Source organism: Shewanella gaetbuli (assembly GCF_023284065.1).
GTDB classification, from domain to species: domain Bacteria; phylum Pseudomonadota; class Gammaproteobacteria; order Enterobacterales; family Shewanellaceae; genus Shewanella; species Shewanella gaetbuli.
The window spans coordinates 76,436-94,680 of record NZ_JAKIKP010000012.1; the positions used below are offsets into that span (position 1 = coordinate 76,436).

The following is an 18,245-nucleotide window of genomic DNA, read 5'->3' on the forward strand; positions in this document are numbered from 1 at the left end:
GCGCCTTAGGCGCTTTTTTTACTTGAGATAAAAACTTACTGTAATAACGAAATATCGGCTACATGCAAGAATTGATCTCTTAAGGTATTGAGCAGAGCTAAACGATTTTGCTTTAATGCTTCATCATCTGCCATCACCATGACATCTTCAAAGAACTGATCAACGCTTTCACGTAAGTCAGCCAGAAGCGTTAAGGCTTGTTGGTAATCGGCATTAGCAAATAAAGGTGCTAATTGAGGTTGCAATTGCGATAATTTTTCAGCTAACGCTTTCTCGGCTGCTTCAACTAATAGGCTTGAATCAACATTGGCTGGAAGTTCACCTTCAACTTTAGCCAAGATATTTGAAACACGCTTATTGGCAGCAGCAAGCGCGGTAGAGGCTTCTAATGCACGGAAGTGCGATACTGCTTTTACTCTGCTATCAAAATCTGCTGGGCGCGTAGGGCGACGTGCAAGTACAGCTAGAATCACATCGACTTCAATGCCTTTATCTTGATACCAGCTGCGGAAACGGCCCATAAAGAATTCAAGTACATCATCTGCAGTATTGGCATTCGACAGGTTTTCACCATGTAGTGCCTGTGCTTGAGCAATTAAGTCAACTAAGTCTAAAGGTAAGTTGTTTTCCACAATAATACGTAAAATACCAATAGCGGCACGACGTAATGCAAATGGATCAGCAGCGCCTTTAGGGGCTTGGCCAATACCAAAAATACCCACTAAGGTATCTAGCTTTTCAGCTAATGCCAATGCACATGATACAGCGGCTGTAGGTACGGTATCACCAGAGAATTTAGGCTTATATTGTTGCTCAATCGCCACCGCTACGGCTTCAGCTTCACCATCTAAACGCGCGTAGTGCATACCCATAGTGCCTTGGGTATCGGTAAACTCCATCACCATATTGGTCATGAGGTCGGCTTTAGATAATAAACCTGCGCGTGAAGCTTGTGCTTCATCAGCATTTAGCTGCTTAGCAATAAAACCCGCTAGGGTAGAAATACGCTCAACACGTTGCTTTAATGTCCCTAATTGCTTTTGGAATACTACTGTTTCTAAACTGGCTAAGCGTGACTCAAGCGTTTGCTTTTTATCAGTATTGAAAAAGAATTCAGCATCAGCAAGGCGAGGGCGAACCACTTTTTCGTTACCCGCGATAATTTGTTGCGGATCTTTCGATTCAATATTGGTAACAAAAATAAAGTTAGGTAATAGTTGACCGTTTTTATCAAAAACTGGGAAGTATTTTTGATCGCCTTTCATGGTGTAAACCAAGGCTTCAGCAGGGACATCTAAGAACTTTTCTTCAAAGTGTGCGGTCAATACAATTGGCCACTCCACTAAAGACGTCACTTCTTCTAATAAGCTATCTTCAATATCAGCGACACCGCCAATTTCTGCTGCGGCTTTCTCTGAGTCAGCTTTGATTAATGTTTTACGCTCTTGGTAATCTGCAACTACCTTGCCTAATTCTTTTAACTTGGCAATGTAGTTGTCTGCATGGTCTAGCTCAAACGTTGACTGTCCCATAAAACGATGACCACGAATAGTGCGAGCTGACTTAATACCCAGTACTTCACCTTCAATACTTTGGTCACCTAATAACATTGTGACTGTATGTACCGGACGAATAAACTGAGTTTTATTGCTACCCCAACGCATTGGTTTTGGAATAGGCAGTTTGTCTAATGCACGCTGTGTCATGTCTGCAATCAGGCTTGCTGTAGCAACCCCAACCACTTTCGCATTGTGTACTAGCCATTCACCTTTATCAGTTTTCAAGCGCTCAGCTTGATCAACCGTAATACCGTTACCGCGTGCCCAACCTAAAGCGGCTTTAGTTGGGTTACCGTCAGCATCAAATGCAGAGGATACCGCTGGACCACGTTTCTCAACCACTTTGTCTGCTTGAGCCAATGCTAATTGGTTGACACTAAGCGCTAAGCGGCGAGGTGCGGCATACCAAGTTGCACTGGTATAAGGTAGGTCAGCTTTTTTTAGCTCAGCTTCAAAGTTAGCTAAAAATGACTCAGCAAGTGTGCGAAGTGATTTTGGTGGTAATTCTTCAGTACCAATTTCAATGAGTAAGTTTTCAAAATTCATTAGGATACCTCTACTTACACATAGGGAAGCCTAATGCTTCACGTGCTTGATAATAAGATTCTGCAACACCTTTGGCCATTGTGCGTACACGTAAAATATAACGTTGACGCTCGGTAACCGAAATGGCATGGCGAGCATCGAGTAAGTTAAAAGCGTGAGAAGCTTTCATTACTTGTTCGTATGCAGGTAGGGGTAAAGGTTTTTCTAATGCTAACAAATGCTGGCAAGCTTTTTCACAATCATCAAATTGCTTAAATAACACTTCAACATTAGCATGTTCGAAGTTATAAGTTGATTGCTCAACTTCATTTTGATGGAAAATGTCACCATAGGTTACTTTACCCATTGGACCATCTGTCCAAACAAGATCATATACGCTATCAACTTCTTGAATGTACATAGCTAGGCGTTCTAAACCGTAAGTAATTTCGCCTGTTACAGGGCTACACTCTAAACCGCCAACTTGCTGGAAGTAAGTAAACTGAGTTACTTCCATACCGTTTAGCCATACTTCCCAGCCTAAGCCCCAAGCCCCAAGGGTTGGTGATTCCCAGTTGTCTTCTACAAAGCGAATATCATGAACTTGGGTATCAATACCTAATGCTTCTAAAGAGCCCAAATACAGTTCTTGAATATTATCTGGTGAAGGTTTTAATACCACCTGAAATTGATAGTAGTGTTGTAAGCGGTTAGGGTTGTCACCATAACGACCGTCAGTAGGGCGGCGAGATGGCTGCACATATGCGCTGCTCATGGGCTCTGGCCCTAACGAGCGTAAGAATGTTTGCGGGTGGAATGTTCCTGCGCCCACTTCCATGTCTAATGGTTGAACAATTGCGCAACCTTGCTGCGCCCAATATTCCTGTAGGGTTAGGATGAAACCCTGAAATGTCTTTACGTCGTGTTTCGTCGTCATGTCACTATTGTCAGGCTATTAATAGAAAATGGAGTTGATTATACCTTGTAGAGCAAGGTAGATGTAGGTTATTTTTTAACGTATTACTGAATTTGTTAATGGACACCATAACATGCAAATTAACCGATGTGGCTGGGTAAGTGAAGACCCTTTGTATCAGCAATATCATGATAACGTTTGGGGGCGACCGGTTTATGACTCAAAAGAGTTGTTTGCCAAATTATGTTTAGACGGCCAACAAGCCGGTTTATCATGGATTACGATACTTAAGAAGCAGCAAAATTATGAGCAGCTTTTTGCTAATCTTGAACCGAGTATTATTGCCACATTTGACCAAAGTAAAGTGGAAGAATTGCTACAAAACCCAGGTATTATTCGAAATCGGTTAAAGGTTAATTCAATCATTAGAAATGCAAAGGCCTATATGGCATTTGTCGAGCAGGGCAATGATTTTTCTAAATTTTTATGGGACTTTGTTGGCGGTAAGCCTATTATAAATTTTCCAAAATCTTTAGCGGATTTACCAGCGGTGTCACCTGAATCTGAGGCCATGTCTAAAGCATTAAAAAAGTTAGGGTTTAACTTTGTCGGCCCGACAATTTGTTATGCATTTATGCAGGCGGTGGGGATGGTTGATGATCATCAGGTTGATTGCTTTTGCGCGGTCGATAAAACATCTTAGGTTTTCGTTTTTGAATAAATTATTTAAAAAAGTATTTTGTACAAAAAAGGGTGTTTCACGTGAAACACCCTTTTTTATGTTACGCGTTATGTGATGTTACTTTTGTTCAAAAAAGAACTTTTCACGTTTACGTTTATCACCATTTAATTGGTTCATGGTTTCGGCATTATAAAGTTTACCATTTACCATAGTGTAGGTGACTTTATCTGTGCTACGAATATCGGTTAATGGGTCTCCATCAATGACAATTAAGTCAGCTAGTTTGCCAGGCTTAATGGTACCAAGTTGATGATCCATCCCGAATGTTTTAGCGGGGTTGATGGTTGCCGTTTTCAACACATCCATATTACTCATTCCACCTTGGGCAAACATCCACATCTCCCAATGTGCAGCTAAGCCTTCACGTTGACCATGAGCACCAATGTTTGGATTAATCCCCACTTCGTTTAGCTCGTTAGCCACTCTGGCAACATTGAAGTGATTGTAATGTTCATCAGGTGCAGTGGTTCTGCGCATTGAACGAGCATCTAAAATATCATGAGGTACATACATACTCAGTCTTGGGTGAGCCCATACATCTGTTTTGTCGTACCAGTAATGTTCGCCAGAAATACCACCGTAAGCTACCACTAATGTTGGTGTATAACCCACTTCAGTTTGACTCCAGAACTGCTTAATATCGTTATAAATAGCTCCAGCAGGTAGTGAATGTTCAACTGTTGTGTGACCATCTGCAATCATTGATAAGTTGTGTTGAAGCAAAGATCCGCCTTCAGGCACAACCATCATTTCAAGCTCTCTTGCCGCGGTTATTACTTGTTGGCGTTGGTTACGTCGCGGTTGGTTATAGCTTTTAACACTGAACGCCCCCACTTTTTTAAGGCGTTCTAAATGGAATTTAGCATCATCTAAGCTATCAATGTGAGAGGTATAACCTGGCGCATTGGCACCATACAAAATTGTTCCTGTTGAGAAAATTCGTGGGCCAACAATGTTACCTGCTTTTTGCTGTTCAGACGCTGAAAAGATCTCGGTTGTATCATTTGATGGGTCATGAATTGAAGTCACGCCTAATGATAAGCCTGAATATAATTCCCAGTTTTGTTGTGGAATGATTTCATCATCAGCTTGTCCACCATGAGCATGGGCGTCAAATAGACCAGGCATAATTGATTTACCGGTAATATCAACAACCTGTGCACCGTCTGGGATTGATGTATTAGCATCGCCAACAGATAAAATTTTGTTGTCTTTAACAATTACAACTCCATTTTCAATGACTTGGTCATTTTCTAATGTAATCACTTTACCGCCAACAAAAGCAACTGTTCCACGTGGAACATCTGAATCTTGCTTAAAGCCTATATCAGTAATTGCTGGCTTTGATTTTTCTTCAACATCATTATATTGGGTGTTTACAGCTGCTTGATAAAGCTCAGGGCCTAAAGTCCAGTAAAGCTCATTACTGTCATTATTCCAGCTAATGCTTTCACCTGCACGAGTACTCAATTGGGTTACTGGTAAGTTATTTGCCTTAGGGCCAATTTTGATTGTTTCACCGTGCTTAGCAAAAGGTGTCACATAAACTCTAAACCGTTCTGCAAATGCTAAATGTTCACCGTCTGGTGAAACTCTGAATTCGGTGGCATGTTCGCTAGTGTAGTGAGTGCGCTTTTCAAAGCCATTCATACCAATTGAAGATAACTGCGGGCTGTCACCATAATCCATAAAGAATACACGGTCGTTACTGGCACCAAACTGTGGCTGATAACCCGATGCCGATAACTTGGTTGCTTTTTTTCCTTTACGGTCAATCTTATATAGACCAGGCTCTTGTGACCAAGTACGCGGTGTCACATTGCCACCTTTCGCTTTTCGGTAAACAATATACTCACCATCTGGAGAGAATGTAGGCTCTACATATTTACCTGGCTCGTTGGTTAATACCTTAGCTTTTCCACCTCTAGCACTGATAACACTTACGGTTCCTTGGTCTTGGTCATTCCATGTGGTGAAGACAATATTTTTGCCGTCACGTGACCATTGCGGAAATAGCTCGTGAGTATCCTTGTCTAGACGGGTTAAACGCTTTTGCTTACCATCTTTAATATCGCGGATCCAAAGTTTACCTAAGGCTTCAAATACGACTTTTTCACCGTTAGGAGAAACCTGTGCCATGCGCAGCATTTTTACGTCAAACTTATCTTGGTTTAAATTTTGAGTAAATCTAACAGAAGGTTGAACATCTAATTGGGTTTTAATAGAAAAAGGAATTTGTTGTACTTTTTTGCTAGCAACATTCAGTTTGTTAATTTTACCTTTGGCCCAGAATAGAATTTCCTCATTATCTTGGGTCCATGACATCATTGGGTAAACACCGTGAATTGCCCACGTTTCTTGCATGTCTCTATCAAGGTTATCGTATAACTTGGTGCTTTCGCCTGATTTTAAATCTAATAAATACAATGTTGATTGGAAGCCATCTCGTTTTATGTACGCTAAGCTTTTTCCATCTGGGCTTGGTGTGGGTCTAATTGCGCCACCAGTACCTTCAATCAGCACTTCTATCTCACCTGTTTGGGTGTCATAACGCTTAATTTTGTAGATGCCTTTTACAGAATCTTTAGAGTAATGGAAGGTTTTGCCAGGTGTCGCATCTTGGCTAAAGTAAATATATCGGCCATCGGGAGAGTAAGCTGGCTCACCTAAATCTTTTTGGTCATTAGGGCGCTCAGTCAGTTTTACACCTTCACCGCCAGCAACGTGATACATCCATACTTCACCCGCACCTAAGCTTCGGCTAGCAGTAAAGTGTTTACGGGCGACTAGATATTGTGAATCAGGACTCCACGCTGGGCTGTTTAATAAGCGGAAGGTTTCTGTGGTTACCGGTCTTGGGTTAGTGCCATCTGCGTTCATCACCCAAATATTATCGCCACCATCTTCGTCAGAGGTAAAAGCAATGTATTTACCGTCAGGGCTATAAACAGGCTGCATTTGCCAAGCAATTCCACTAGCGATGGCTTTTGCTTCACCGCCTGAAATTGGCATTTGGTAAATATCACCAAGCAGGTCAAACACAATGGTTTTTCCATCAGGAGAGACGTTGACGTTCATCCATGTACCTTCGGTAACATTGATGTCGACTTTTTCTAGTGGGGCGTCTTGTGGGGCATTAACTTGCCATTTTTTTGTGTCTTGGTCGTCAGCAAATGATGCTGTACTCACGCCTAGTGATAAGGCTATAGCGGTATATAGAGGAGTGAATTTTTGAATAAGCATGCAAGATCCATTTAGTTATCATTATATCAACATGATTGGTTAAGGTTGGCTATAAGCGGTAGCAAAACCGAATCAATATAGCTGAACCCTTTATCGCATAAATGGATTAATAACGACACTAAAATTCTGTTTCAATTAATGACAAAAAGAAACAGTTTGGCACGATTGGTTAACAATTGTTGTTGTGGGGTGCAGATAATGACTGCCAATTAAATGGACTAATGTAGCTTAGTTATTTCAGTTGAACCATATCGCCATTCTGAATTAAGCCAGTTTGCACTACTTTACAAGTTATACCACCACGCCAATGAGGCAGTAAAGCTTGTTCAAGTTTGGGGTGAGCGGCTTGCATTTTTTTACATGGGTCAGTTTCACCGGTAATTTCTAAAATGAGATCATTACCAATATGAAGTTTTTTGCCTACATCTTGGGCGCTAAATTCATAACCACTAATTAATAAGTTTGCACGGCGTGCTAACCAGTCTAGTTCAGTTTCAATAATGTTGCAGGCAGTTTGCCACTGCTCAGTCGACATCACGGTGACTTGTCTTTTTCCTGGACGGCCAAACACATCATTTTCTACACCGCGCTCTTTGGTAACATTGGCACAAAATACAGGGTTCATTTTGCCACGCTTTACCGTCTTATAAGCTATTCCGATTAGCTCAATTTTTGTGGCCACTTTATTGTCCTTTTTTGAGTAAATAATGGTATGGCGCTTTAGTGGTGTCGCTGGCAATTAAGGTGTGATCCATGAACTCACAAAAGCTTGGAATATCGCGAGTTGTGGCAGGGTCATCAGCAATAATTAATAATGTTTCGCCTTCAGCCATTTTTCTCACGGTTTTACGCACCATCATTACAGGTTCTGGACAACGTAAACCAAGGGCGTCTAATTGGTACTGAGCTTGATTAAAAATTTCTGCTGGAAGAGTTTGGTCTGACATATCTATTTCACTGACAACGTAATATGCTGCAATGTTACTCTGCAAAGTTAACCTTGCCAAGTTTAGCGCTGGCTAATGTGATGCATAACGCATAGGTTATAAGCTAGTTAGATGTTTATGCAAATACATTCATTGGTGGTGTTTCACGTGAAACATAACAAATAAAAAACCGAATAACCTAGGTTATTCGGTTTTAATATTTTGATGGTTACTCACTAATAAAGGTAAAGGGTAAATTTACTTTTATTACAGTTGGTTACACTCGTTCAAATACGGTTGCGATACCTTGGCCTAAACCAATACACATTGTCGCTAATCCGATAGTTGCGTCTTTTTCTTCCATCAAGTTAATCAGCGTTGTCGAGATGCGGGCACCTGAACAACCTAATGGATGACCCAGTGCAATTGCGCCACCGTTGAGGTTAATTTTTTCATCAACCACATCTTGTAGGCCTAAGTCTTTAACACAAGGTAATGATTGCGCTGCAAATGCTTCATTCAGCTCAATAACATCTAAGTCAGCAACGGTAAGACCGGCTCGAGCAAGCGCTTTTTGAGTTGCAGGAACGGGGCCGTAACCCATAATTGCCGCATCACAACCAGCTACTGCCATAGAGCGAATGCGTGCGCGAATAGGTAAACCTAGTTCACGTGCCTTTGACTCTTCCATTACCAACATTGCCGAAGCACCATCAGATAATGCAGAAGAAGTACCTGCAGTAACAGTACCATTGGCAGGGTCAAATACTGGGCGTAAACCCGCTAATGATTCCATAGAGGTTTCAGGACGAATCACTTCATCATGGGCTACTTTAATTAATGCACCATTGGCATCATGACCTTCCATTGCCCAAATTTCTTTGGCAAAACGGCCTTCAACTGTGGCTGCGTGTGCGCGTTGGTGTGAACGTACCGCAAAAGCGTCTTGCTGCTCACGGGTAATACCGTGAAGTTTACCTAGCATTTCAGCCGTTAAGCCCATCATGCCAGAAGCCTTAGCTACGCGGTTAGCTAAACCAGGGTGGAAGTCGACCCCGTGGTTCATGGGGACATGGCCCATATGCTCAACACCACCAATAATGAAGGTGTCACCCATACCCGTCATGATGGCGCGAGAAGCTTGATGTAGTGCATCCATTGATGAACCACATAAACGGTTAACCGTTACCGCACCAGCTGTTTTTGGGATGCCAGCTAATAATGAGGCATTACGAGCAATGTTGAAGCCTTGTTCTAAAGTTTGTTGTACACAACCCCAGATCACGTCTTCAATGGTGTTTGGATCAAGTTGAGGGTTGCGTAACAGCAATCCTTTCATTAATTCTGCAGATAAAGTTTCTGCACGTACATTTCTGAAAACCCCAGCCTTTGAGCGGCCCATTGGGGTACGAATGCAGTCTACGATTACAGCTTGTTTCATGTTTAAATTCCTTTCCCGCTAATTAGGCTTGGTAGTAACTACCGTTGTTGGCTGCAAGTTCACGCATGGCGTCGGTAACTTGGTATAAACCACCCAAGTGGGCGTATTTATCCGCAAGGGCAACAAAGTTTGCTACACCCATCGTATCTAAGTAGCGGAAAACACCACCACGGAATGGCGGGAAGCCTAAGCCGTAAACTAAGCCCATATCGGCTTCTGCTGGTGAAGCAACAATACCTTCTTCTAAACAGCGAACTGTTTCAATGATCATTGGGATCATACAGCGAGCAATAATGTCGTCTGCTTCAAAAGATTTAAGTTCACCAAATGTGGCTTTTAAAAGCTCATAACTGGTTGGGTCGATATCTTTTTTAGGCTTACCGCGACGGTCTACAGAATAGGCATAAAACCCTTTAGCATTCTTTTGGCCTAAACGTTTGTTTTCAAACATCACGTCAATGGCATCTTTGTCTGTTTTACCCATACGATCTGGGAAACCTTCTGCCATTACTGCTTGTGCATGGTGACCTGTATCTAAGCCAACTACATCAAGTAAGTAAGCAGGGCCCATTGGCCAGCCAAATTGTTTTTCCATCACTTTATCTACAGCGGCAAAGTCAGCACCGTCAGCTAATAAGCCATTAAAGCCAGCAAAGTATGGGAATAAAACACGGTTTACGAAGAAACCAGGGCAGTCATTAACAACAATTGGGGTTTTACCCATTTTGCTAGCATAAGCCACAACTGAAGCAATGGTTTCATCAGAAGACTGCTCGCCACGAATCACTTCCACTAATGGCATTTTATGCACTGGGTTAAAGAAATGCATACCACAGAAACGCTCAGGCTTTTTCAAGCTTTTTGCCAGTAAGTTAATTGAGATGGTTGATGTGTTAGAGGCAATAATTGCATCATCAGCTACATAGTCTTCAACTTCGGCCAGAACCGTAGCTTTCACTTTTGGATGTTCAACAACGGCTTCTACAACCACATCGCTGTGTTTAATTGCAGCGTAATCAAGTGATGGAGTGATGTTATTTAGCACTTTAGCCATTTTTTCTGGCGTTGAACGGCCACGAGCCACTTGAGCTGATAATAGTTTAGCGGCTTCATTTAGACCGAGCTCTAATGCTGGCTGAGCAATATCTTTCATCACAATTGGCGTGCCTTTGCTTGCACTTTGATAAGCGATACCACCGCCCATAATGCCTGCGCCTAATACCGCGGCATTATTAACGTCTTTTGCGGCTTTAACAGCTTTTTTTGCTTTACCTTTAACATATTGGTCATTTAAGAATATACCAATTAATGAAGTAGCAACTTCTGTTTTCGCTAACTTGATAAAGGCTTGCGCCTCTACTTGTAATGCACCGGCTCTGTCTAATGTTGCAGCTTGTTCAACGACATTTACTGCTGCCATAGGGGCTGGGTAATGCTTGCCTGCAACAGAGAACACCATGCCTTTTGCCGTGGTGAAAGACATCATGGCTTCAAGTTTGGCTAACTGCAGTGGAGACTGCTTTTGTTTACGACGTGCTTGCCAATCAATATTACCGGCTAGTGCATCATGTAACATTTGAATGGCCGCAGACTCTAGGTTTTCTGGTGCGGTAACTGCATCAATTGCGCCGACTTTAAGTGCCGCATCTGGGCGTTGCTCTTTACCTGTAGTGATCCACTCTAACGCGTTGTCTGCGCCAATGACTCTTGGTAAACGCACTGTGCCACCAAAACCAGGAATAAGCCCCAGTTTCGTTTCTGGTAAGCCAACTTTGGCGTTGGTATCAGCAATACGTAAGTCGGTGGCTAAAATGGTTTCACAACCACCGCCTAATGCGAATCCGTTAATGGCTGATGCCGTTGGGAAAGGTAAGTCTTCGAGCTTATTGAATACCGAGTTAGCCTGTTCAACCCAAGCTAATAACGTGGCGTCATCTTGCTTAAATAATGATAAAAACTCAGTAATATCGGCACCTACAATGAAAGTGCTTTTTGCTGAAGTTAATAATAATGCTTTGATATCAGATTGTTGCATTATGCTATCTAATGCAGCATCTAATGAGGCTAGTGTTTCTCTGTCGAACTTGTTTACCGAGCCCGGTGCGTTAAAGCACAGCTTGGCAATATTGTCTTCAAGTAACTCAACCTGGATGGTAGGGCTTTGGTAGATCATTGCTTGCTTCCTTATTGCTTAAAGCGATTTCCACATCTTTACTGTGTAGTTATCAAGCTTGTTTTACAGCATTGTCGGCCATCATTTGACCAGTTGCACAACAGTGTGCGACTAAATGAAAAAAATTACAACACCCAATTTAAACGACCGTTTAATTTTTTGCTAATCTAGGCTGATTTTTTTGCTTTGTGATAAACTGCTAAGGTTCGCCAACTAAAAATAGGAACTCAAAAATGGATCAGCTGGCTAGCTTTTATCATGCGCACATTACAGAATTAAATCGTCGAGTAGCAGAAATTACCCAACGTGAAAATTTAGCTGGATTGGTGATTCATTCTGGGCAACCTCATCGTCAATTTTTAGATGATATGAATTACCCATTTAAGGTGAACCCGCACTTCAAAGCTTGGTTGCCATTACTTGATAACCCAAACTGTTGGATTATTGCTAACGGGATAGATAAGCCCACGCTAGTTTTTTATCGCCCTGTGGATTTTTGGCATAAAGTGAGCGATGTCCCCGATAGCTTTTGGACTGAACATTTCAATATTCAGTTATTAGTTAAAGCAGATAAAATCGCCGAGTTTTTACCTGAAAACCTCGCTGATTGGGCTTATATTGGTGAGCATTTAGATGTTGCTGATGTTTTAGAGTTTACCGCTAGAAACCCTGACGGTGTATTGAATTATTTACATTATCACCGCGCTGAAAAAACTCAATATGAACTAGCTTGTTTACGCCGTGCTAATCAAATTGCGGTAAGAGGGCATATTGCGGCCAAAAATGCGTTTTATAACGGCGCGAGTGAATTTGAAATACAACAACAATATTTAGCAGCCATTTCCCAAGGTGAAAATGAAATGCCCTATGGCAATATTATTGCCTTAAATGAAAATGCGGCCATTTTGCACTATATGTCTCAAGAACATATTAAGCCAGAGCAACGCCGCTCATTCTTGATTGATGCAGGGGCAAGTTACCACGGTTATGCTGCTGATATTACCCGCACGTATGCCTTTGAAAAAAATCCCTTCTCTGAGCTTATTGAAGCGGTTAACCAAGCTCAACTTAAGATTATTGATGCCATGAAGCCAGGGGTAAAATACCCTGACTTACACATTAAAACCCATGAATATATTGGCCAAATATTACAAGATTTTGATTTGGTTAACTCTGGTGCAGATGAAGCGTTAACGGCTGAAATTACTAAAGCGTTTTTCCCTCACGGGTTAGGGCATATGTTAGGGTTACAGGTACATGATATGGGCGGTTACTCGCATGATGAACGAGGAACCCATATTCCGGCACCAGAGCAACATCCGTTTTTACGTTGTACTCGTCCACTGGCTGTCAACCAAGTGCTAACCATTGAACCTGGGCTATATATTATCGACTCATTACTGAATGATTTGTCTGTGTCTGCTAAACAGTGGGTTAATTGGCAAACCGTTGATTTTTTCCGTCCATTCGGTGGCATTCGCATTGAAGATAATGTGATTGTGCATGCTGATCGTAATGAAAATATGACAAGAGAATTAGGACTTGAGTGAGAGTTATCAAATACCTGAAGCGGATTTGATCATAGAAGAAGAGATAAAACATAGCCGTTTTATCTCTTTTCTATTTCATTGCCCCAGTCAAGAAGCTTTGAAGTTAGCACTAACTAACATCAGGCGAGACTACCCTGGTGCTAGCCATTATTGTTATGCCTTTATTGCTGGAGCTCCCAACGATATGGTTAATATTGGTTCAAGTGATGATGGTGAGCCAGCAGGAAGTGCTGGGCGACCAATGTTAGCAACATTACAAGGGGCTAATGTTGGTGAGTTAGGCGCCGTTGTAGTGCGTTATTTTGGTGGTACAAAATTAGGCGTAGGCGGGTTAGTTAGAGCCTATACTTCTGGTATTAAGCAAGGTGTGAGTCAACTTAGCTTAACCACTAAGTTTATTCGTTATCCAATCAAGTTAGATTGTAGCTATGCACAACTGGCTAATATTGAATATTTAATTGCCCAGTTTGATGGCGTTGTACTGTCAAAAGACTTTGCTGAAAGTGTTGTGCTGCAATTTGAACTGGCTAAAGATGCATTGGATGACTTTAATCAACAACTTGCCACAATGACTCAAGGAATGCTTCAAGCAAAGTTTACAGTTTGAGCTGAACGGAAGTTGTGCCAAAATGCTAACAACCTTAACACTTTCGACTTTTAATAACATTTTGTTAAACAGAAGCCACTAATGCAATATAAAACAATTATAAGAATTACCGGTTTATTGATGGGGCTTTTTTCCATCACTATGCTTCCTCCTGCGTTAGTGGCGGTATTGTATAAAGATGGCGGTGGTACTGCGTTTATTCAGGCATTTTTTGTCAGCTTATTTTTAGGTTTTTTACTGTGGTATCCAAACCGCAGACAAAAAGGTGACTTACGAACTCGTGAAGGCTTTTTGATTGTGGTGCTGTTTTGGACGGTACTGGGATCTATTGGGGCTTTGCCGTTTATTTTTTCGAAAGCACCTGATTTAAGTTGGACAGATAGCTTTTTTGAATCCTTTTCAGCGTTAACCACCACCGGAGCCACGGTGATTGTAGGTTTGGATGACTTGCCCAAAGCGGTGTTGTTTTATCGTCATTTACTCCAATGGATGGGAGGTATGGGGATAATTGTACTCGCCGTAGCCATTTTACCATTATTAGGTATTGGTGGTATGCAGCTATATAAGGCTGAGGTGCCTGGGCCGGTTAAAGACAGTAAAATGACCCCTAGAATTGCCGAAACAGCAAAAGCATTATGGTATATCTACCTTATGCTAACCATCGCGTGTGCTTCGGCATTTTATCTAGCCGGTATGGATGCGTTTGATGCCATTTGCCATTCATTTTCAACTATTGCCATTGGCGGGTTTTCAACTAAAGATGCCAGCATTGGTTACTTTGACAGCCCAGTCATTAATATTATTTGTGCAGTGTTTTTGTTAATTGCAGCGGTTAACTTTAGTCTGCATTTTGCGGCGTTTACTCGTAGAGGCATCAACTTTAAAATTTACTTTAAAGATGCTGAATTTAAAGCGTTAATTGCAATACAGATTGTGTTAACGCTAATTTGTTTTTTGACTCTTTATCAATCAGGTATTTACGATTCTGCTGAGCAAACGTTGGATTATGCGTTCTTTCAGGTTGTGTCCATATCGACAACCGCGGGTTTTGGCACCGAAAGCTTTCACTCTTGGCCACTGTTTTTACCCATATTGCTAATATTTTCTAGCTTTATTGGTGGCTGTGCAGGCTCTACTGGTGGCGGAATGAAAGTCATCCGTTTCGTGTTACTTATTTTGCAAGGCTCTCGTGAGCTTAAACGGCTTGTACATCCTAAGGCTATGTATTCCATTCGTATTGGCTCTACCGCGTTACCAGACAGAATTATCGATGCTGTTTGGGGGTTCTTTTCTGCTTATGCGTTAGTCTTTGTCATTTGTATGGTGATTCTGATGTCATTGGAAATGGATGCCATAACAGCATTTAGTGCTACCGCCGCAAGCTTAAACAACCTTGGCCCAGGCTTAGGCGATGTGGCAAGTAATTATGCTGATATTACCGACGGCGCTAAATGGGTATTGGTTATTGCGATGCTATTTGGTCGCTTAGAAGTCTTTACCTTATTGGTATTGTTTACCCCAACATTTTGGAAAAACTAATGCAAAGCTTGATTATATATTCTACTGTTGATGGCCAAACCTTGGCTATATGTCAGCGAATAGAACAGCATTTATTACAAGCGGGTAGAAGCGTAAAGCTAATTGAAATAAACCAAGTGACACAAACTGATATAGCTAATTGTGAACAGGTGATAATAGGTGCCAGTATTCGATATGGTAAGCACCGGCCCGAATTATTTAAGTTTATTGCGACTCATTTAGCGGCAATTGAACAAAAACCTAATAGCTTTTTTACGGTGAATGTTGTTGCTAGAAAACCGTTAAAAAACACCCCAGAGACTAACCCTTATATGATTAAGTTTTTACAGCTTACCTTATGGAAGCCTAAGCTATTAGGGGTGTTTGCAGGCAAAATTGACTATCCTAAATACGGTTTTTTTGACAAATTTATGATTCGATTAATAATGTGGATAACCAAAGGGCCAACAGATACCTCTGGAACGTTTGAGTTTACCGATTGGGATAAGGTTGATGCGTATGCCGCTAACATTGTAAAGCAGTTGAGCTAAACAAGCATACGCCATAGTTAGAACAGAATGGCTTATGCGCAATAGCGGCGATGCAAAATAGACATAACTTCAGTCACCTGTTCATTCTTTAAGGTGTAATAGACAATCTGCGAGCTTTTGCGAGTCGCCACTAAATCTTCGGTGCGTAATACCGCAAGGTGCTGTGATAATGCAGACTGACTTAACGGTACGGTTTCATTAAGCTCTGTAACACTCATTTCTTTTTCAAGTAATAAGCATAAAATCATTAATCTATAAGGGTTTGCAATTGCCTTTAGCCATTTGGCAGCTGTTTCTGCATTTTCTAGCATGGTTGTAACATCAATATCTTGCTGCATTCGACTTTCCTCAACCTCAAATTTATTTTCGAATAATACGCTTGCCACATCTAGATCTCAAATTTGACCATAAATTATATGAGCTAATTCTAATTTGTGATCGTTTCATCGGTATCGTTTGATAAATTTTGCCACACTCATTCTTATTTCTTTTAAGGAAGCCTTATGACCAAAGTTTTGGTGCTGTACTATTCTCGTGGCGGACATACTGCTCAAATTAGTCGTGCAATAGCTCAGCAAATCATGGCTAGTGGTGCAGAATGTGATGTGGTGAATATTCATGATGTAAAAAACAATCTTGAATGGTCAAAATATCATGCCGTAGCACTAGGCGCGTGTGTGTTATATGGCTCATATCATAAGTCAGTTTTTCGTTTTGTAGAGCAATATCAGGCACAGCTAGCCGCCATTCCAAACAGCTTCTTTTGTGTCAATGTGGTGGCTAGAAAACCAGAAAAAAGAGTGCCAGAAAACAATAAATACCTGCAAAAGTTTTTATTGTTGTCACCTTGGAAACCACAAGATGTGAAAATTATTGCCGGTTTAGTCGATTATCCGTCATGGCGTTGGTACGACAGTTTGATGATTCGATTAATTATGAAAATGACCGATGGACCAACCGATCCTAAAGCCATTATTGATTATACTGACTGGCAAGATGTAGCGTGTTATGGCGAACACATTTTGTCACTCGCTCAAGAGTCTACGCAGGCTTAGTAACGCCAAAATTGAGGGTGGAACAAAACCGCCACGGTGAGAATTTCTAATCGACCAAGTAGCATACCAATTGCAAGAGTCCATTTAGCCAAGTCTGGTATGCTGGCAAAGTTACCTGCTGGCCCAATAATGGGTCCTAATCCGGGGCCTACATTCGCCACAGCTGTAATTGCCCCGGTAAAGCTGGTGACGGTATCTAAGCCAGTTAATACTAAGGCCATCGATAACGTTAAAATAACGATGAAAAACAGCATAAAAAAAGTAATCAATGAGCGGACAATATCTTCTCTAACGGTATGGCCGTTATAAGTTTCTTTGAAAATACCGTTAGGATGAAACTGCTGTTTGATTTGTTGGCGCATAATGGCCATAGAGATCTGAAATCGGAATATTTTTATACCGCCAGATGTTGAGCCTGAACAGCTGCCGATTAACATTAAAAACAAAAATGCAGTCCCCGCAAACGCTCCCCATGCTTGATAATCTGTTAAGCCGAATCCCGTTGTAGTAACCACTGAAATAACATTAAAACTAGCTAGCCGCAATGCATCAATAAACAAGACTGACTGGTGTAGCCAAAGCCATATTGCAATAGCAAAGGACACCGAAAATATGAATAGTAGAAAACCTTTTACTTGCTGATCGTTCCAAATACTTATATTACGTTGTTGAATGGATTGCACAAACATTAATAAAGGTAAGCCACCTGCCAGCATAAATACCACGCCTACCCAGTGTGATGCATTTGAGAAGTGCGCCATTGAGCTATCTGAAGTTGAGTACCCGCCGGTGGATAATGTGGTCATGGCATGGTTAATTGCTTCAAACCAATTCATTCCCGCAAGGCGGTACGACAAGGTACATAATAAAGTTAAGCCGCAATATACCCAGAATAAATACTTCGCCATATGTTGAGTTCTAGGGGTGGATTTTTCACTCCAATCAGATGATTCCGTTCTAAATAACCGCATACCACCAACATTTAAAAACGGTAATACCGCCACAGCCATAACAATAAAGCCAATACCACCAAGCCATTGTAATAATGAACGCCATATCAAAATGCTGTGATCCATTGAATCAAGCCCTGACAACACGGTTGACCCCGTTGTGGTGATACCCGACATGGTTTCAAAAAAGGCGTCGGTATAACTAATACCATGATAAAGCGTGAACGGTAAGGCAGCACAAAAGCTAACCGCTAACCACGTGGCACTGGTGAGTACAAACATGTCGCGGATATTTAAGCTGATATTGCGTAAGCGGCCAGATTGAATACAAAAAATGGCAATACTGCCTGTAAGGAGTGCGGATAGGATGAAGTCGCCGATGGTTTCTTCGTTATAAATAAAGGCAAACACCATCGGAATAAGCATGAAGCCAGTTAAAATGGACAGGAAAATACCTATCACAAAAACAAGCTGCTTAACGTTAATCAT

At 41.5% G+C, this 18,245-nt stretch carries 15 protein-coding genes; 6 read left to right on the top strand and 9 right to left on the bottom strand.

The annotated features are described in order from the left end of the window. Positions 1 to 35 precede the first annotated feature (35 nt). Both glyS and glyQ read right to left on the bottom strand, forming a co-directional pair. Positions 36 to 2,105 carry a glycine--tRNA ligase subunit beta gene (gene glyS, locus L2672_RS14315; RefSeq protein WP_248996521.1) on the bottom strand — a complete coding sequence of 690 codons (2,070 nt, stop codon included), beginning with the start codon at positions 2,103 to 2,105 and terminating at the stop codon, positions 36 to 38. Positions 2,106 to 2,115: 10 nt separating this feature from the next. Next, positions 2,116 to 3,021, bottom strand: a complete 906-nt coding sequence (gene glyQ, locus L2672_RS14320) for a glycine--tRNA ligase subunit alpha (protein ID WP_248996522.1) — start codon at positions 3,019 to 3,021, stop codon at positions 2,116 to 2,118. 112 nt (positions 3,022 to 3,133) lie between these two features. On the opposite strand from glyQ, the gene L2672_RS14325 reads away from it, so the two are divergent. Next, on the top strand, positions 3,134 to 3,703 hold the full coding sequence (locus L2672_RS14325) for a DNA-3-methyladenine glycosylase I (protein ID WP_248996523.1): 570 nt from the start codon (positions 3,134 to 3,136) through the stop codon (positions 3,701 to 3,703). A 96-nt stretch (positions 3,704 to 3,799) separates the two neighbouring features. Here L2672_RS14325 and L2672_RS14330 read toward each other — a convergent pair whose 3' ends face one another. From L2672_RS14330 to fadB, 5 genes are all read right to left on the bottom strand, one after another. Further along, positions 3,800 to 6,985, bottom strand: a complete 3,186-nt coding sequence (locus tag L2672_RS14330) for an amidohydrolase family protein (RefSeq protein WP_248996524.1) — start codon at positions 6,983 to 6,985, stop codon at positions 3,800 to 3,802. Positions 6,986 to 7,217: 232 nt separating this feature from the next. Beyond that, positions 7,218 to 7,610: an MOSC domain-containing protein gene (locus L2672_RS14335; RefSeq protein ID WP_248996553.1), complete on the bottom strand. Its 393-nt coding sequence runs from the start codon at positions 7,608 to 7,610 to the stop codon at positions 7,218 to 7,220. 58 nt (positions 7,611 to 7,668) lie between these two features. Continuing rightward, positions 7,669 to 7,932, bottom strand: a complete 264-nt coding sequence (gene tusA, locus L2672_RS14340; protein ID WP_248996525.1) for a sulfurtransferase TusA — start codon at positions 7,930 to 7,932, stop codon at positions 7,669 to 7,671. A 256-nt stretch (positions 7,933 to 8,188) separates the two neighbouring features. Beyond that, entirely contained in the window at positions 8,189 to 9,352 is a 1,164-nt protein-coding gene (fadA, locus tag L2672_RS14345; protein ID WP_248996526.1) for an acetyl-CoA C-acyltransferase FadA, read from the bottom strand. Between the two features lie 22 nt (positions 9,353 to 9,374). Further along, positions 9,375 to 11,525 carry a fatty acid oxidation complex subunit alpha FadB gene (gene fadB, locus L2672_RS14350; protein WP_248996527.1) on the bottom strand — a complete coding sequence of 717 codons (2,151 nt, stop codon included), beginning with the start codon at positions 11,523 to 11,525 and terminating at the stop codon, positions 9,375 to 9,377. Between the two features lie 233 nt (positions 11,526 to 11,758). On the opposite strand from fadB, the gene pepQ reads away from it, so the two are divergent. The 4 genes from pepQ to hemG (L2672_RS14370) all read left to right on the top strand — a co-directional run bounded on the left by pepQ (position 11,759) and on the right by hemG (L2672_RS14370) (position 15,751). Then, positions 11,759 to 13,075 carry a Xaa-Pro dipeptidase gene (gene pepQ, locus L2672_RS14355; RefSeq protein ID WP_248996528.1) on the top strand — a complete coding sequence of 439 codons (1,317 nt, stop codon included), beginning with the start codon at positions 11,759 to 11,761 and terminating at the stop codon, positions 13,073 to 13,075. Further along, entirely contained in the window at positions 13,068 to 13,682 is a 615-nt protein-coding gene (locus tag L2672_RS14360) for a YigZ family protein (RefSeq protein ID WP_248996529.1), read from the top strand. The genes pepQ and L2672_RS14360 overlap by 8 nt, the downstream gene beginning before the upstream one ends. Positions 13,683 to 13,763: 81 nt before the next feature. After that, positions 13,764 to 15,221: a TrkH family potassium uptake protein gene (locus tag L2672_RS14365; protein WP_248996530.1), complete on the top strand. Its 1,458-nt coding sequence runs from the start codon at positions 13,764 to 13,766 to the stop codon at positions 15,219 to 15,221. Then, entirely contained in the window at positions 15,221 to 15,751 is a 531-nt protein-coding gene (gene hemG / locus L2672_RS14370) for a menaquinone-dependent protoporphyrinogen IX dehydrogenase (RefSeq protein WP_248996531.1), read from the top strand. Before L2672_RS14365 ends, hemG (L2672_RS14370) begins: the two co-directional genes overlap by 1 nt. Positions 15,752 to 15,783: 32 nt before the next feature. On the opposite strand, the gene L2672_RS14375 is transcribed toward hemG (L2672_RS14370), so the two are convergent. Next, on the bottom strand, positions 15,784 to 16,089 hold the full coding sequence (locus tag L2672_RS14375) for an ArsR/SmtB family transcription factor (RefSeq protein ID WP_248996532.1): 306 nt from the start codon (positions 16,087 to 16,089) through the stop codon (positions 15,784 to 15,786). Positions 16,090 to 16,254: 165 nt separating this feature from the next. On the opposite strand from L2672_RS14375, the gene hemG (L2672_RS14380) reads away from it, so the two are divergent. Further along, entirely contained in the window at positions 16,255 to 16,806 is a 552-nt protein-coding gene (hemG, locus tag L2672_RS14380; RefSeq protein ID WP_248996533.1) for a menaquinone-dependent protoporphyrinogen IX dehydrogenase, read from the top strand. Here the strand turns inward: hemG (L2672_RS14380) and L2672_RS14385 are convergent. After that, positions 16,803 to 18,245, bottom strand: a complete 1,443-nt coding sequence (locus tag L2672_RS14385) for a TrkH family potassium uptake protein (protein WP_248996534.1) — start codon at positions 18,243 to 18,245, stop codon at positions 16,803 to 16,805. The two genes, hemG (L2672_RS14380) and L2672_RS14385, sit on opposite strands and share 4 nt — an antisense overlap.

Coding starts and splice junctions, on each gene's coding strand:
- tusA (WP_248996525.1), bottom strand. CDS start 7,932: ATGTCAGACCAAACTCTTCCAGCAGAAATTTTTAATCAAGCTCAGTAC.
- L2672_RS14375 (WP_248996532.1), bottom strand. CDS start 16,089: ATGCAGCAAGATATTGATGTTACAACCATGCTAGAAAATGCAGAAACA.
- L2672_RS14330 (WP_248996524.1), bottom strand. CDS start 6,985: ATGCTTATTCAAAAATTCACTCCTCTATATACCGCTATAGCCTTATCA.
- L2672_RS14335 (WP_248996553.1), bottom strand. CDS start 7,610: ATGAACCCTGTATTTTGTGCCAATGTTACCAAAGAGCGCGGTGTAGAA.
- fadA (WP_248996526.1), bottom strand. CDS start 9,352: ATGAAACAAGCTGTAATCGTAGACTGCATTCGTACCCCAATGGGCCGC.
- hemG (WP_248996533.1), top strand. CDS start 16,255: ATGACCAAAGTTTTGGTGCTGTACTATTCTCGTGGCGGACATACTGCT.
- hemG (WP_248996531.1), top strand. CDS start 15,221: ATGCAAAGCTTGATTATATATTCTACTGTTGATGGCCAAACCTTGGCT.
- glyQ (WP_248996522.1), bottom strand. CDS start 3,021: ATGACGACGAAACACGACGTAAAGACATTTCAGGGTTTCATCCTAACC.
- L2672_RS14365 (WP_248996530.1), top strand. CDS start 13,764: ATGCAATATAAAACAATTATAAGAATTACCGGTTTATTGATGGGGCTT.
- L2672_RS14325 (WP_248996523.1), top strand. CDS start 3,134: ATGCAAATTAACCGATGTGGCTGGGTAAGTGAAGACCCTTTGTATCAG.
- L2672_RS14385 (WP_248996534.1), bottom strand. CDS start 18,245: ATGATTAACGTTAAGCAGCTTGTTTTTGTGATAGGTATTTTCCTGTCC.
- pepQ (WP_248996528.1), top strand. CDS start 11,759: ATGGATCAGCTGGCTAGCTTTTATCATGCGCACATTACAGAATTAAAT.
- glyS (WP_248996521.1), bottom strand. CDS start 2,105: ATGAATTTTGAAAACTTACTCATTGAAATTGGTACTGAAGAATTACCA.
- fadB (WP_248996527.1), bottom strand. CDS start 11,525: ATGATCTACCAAAGCCCTACCATCCAGGTTGAGTTACTTGAAGACAAT.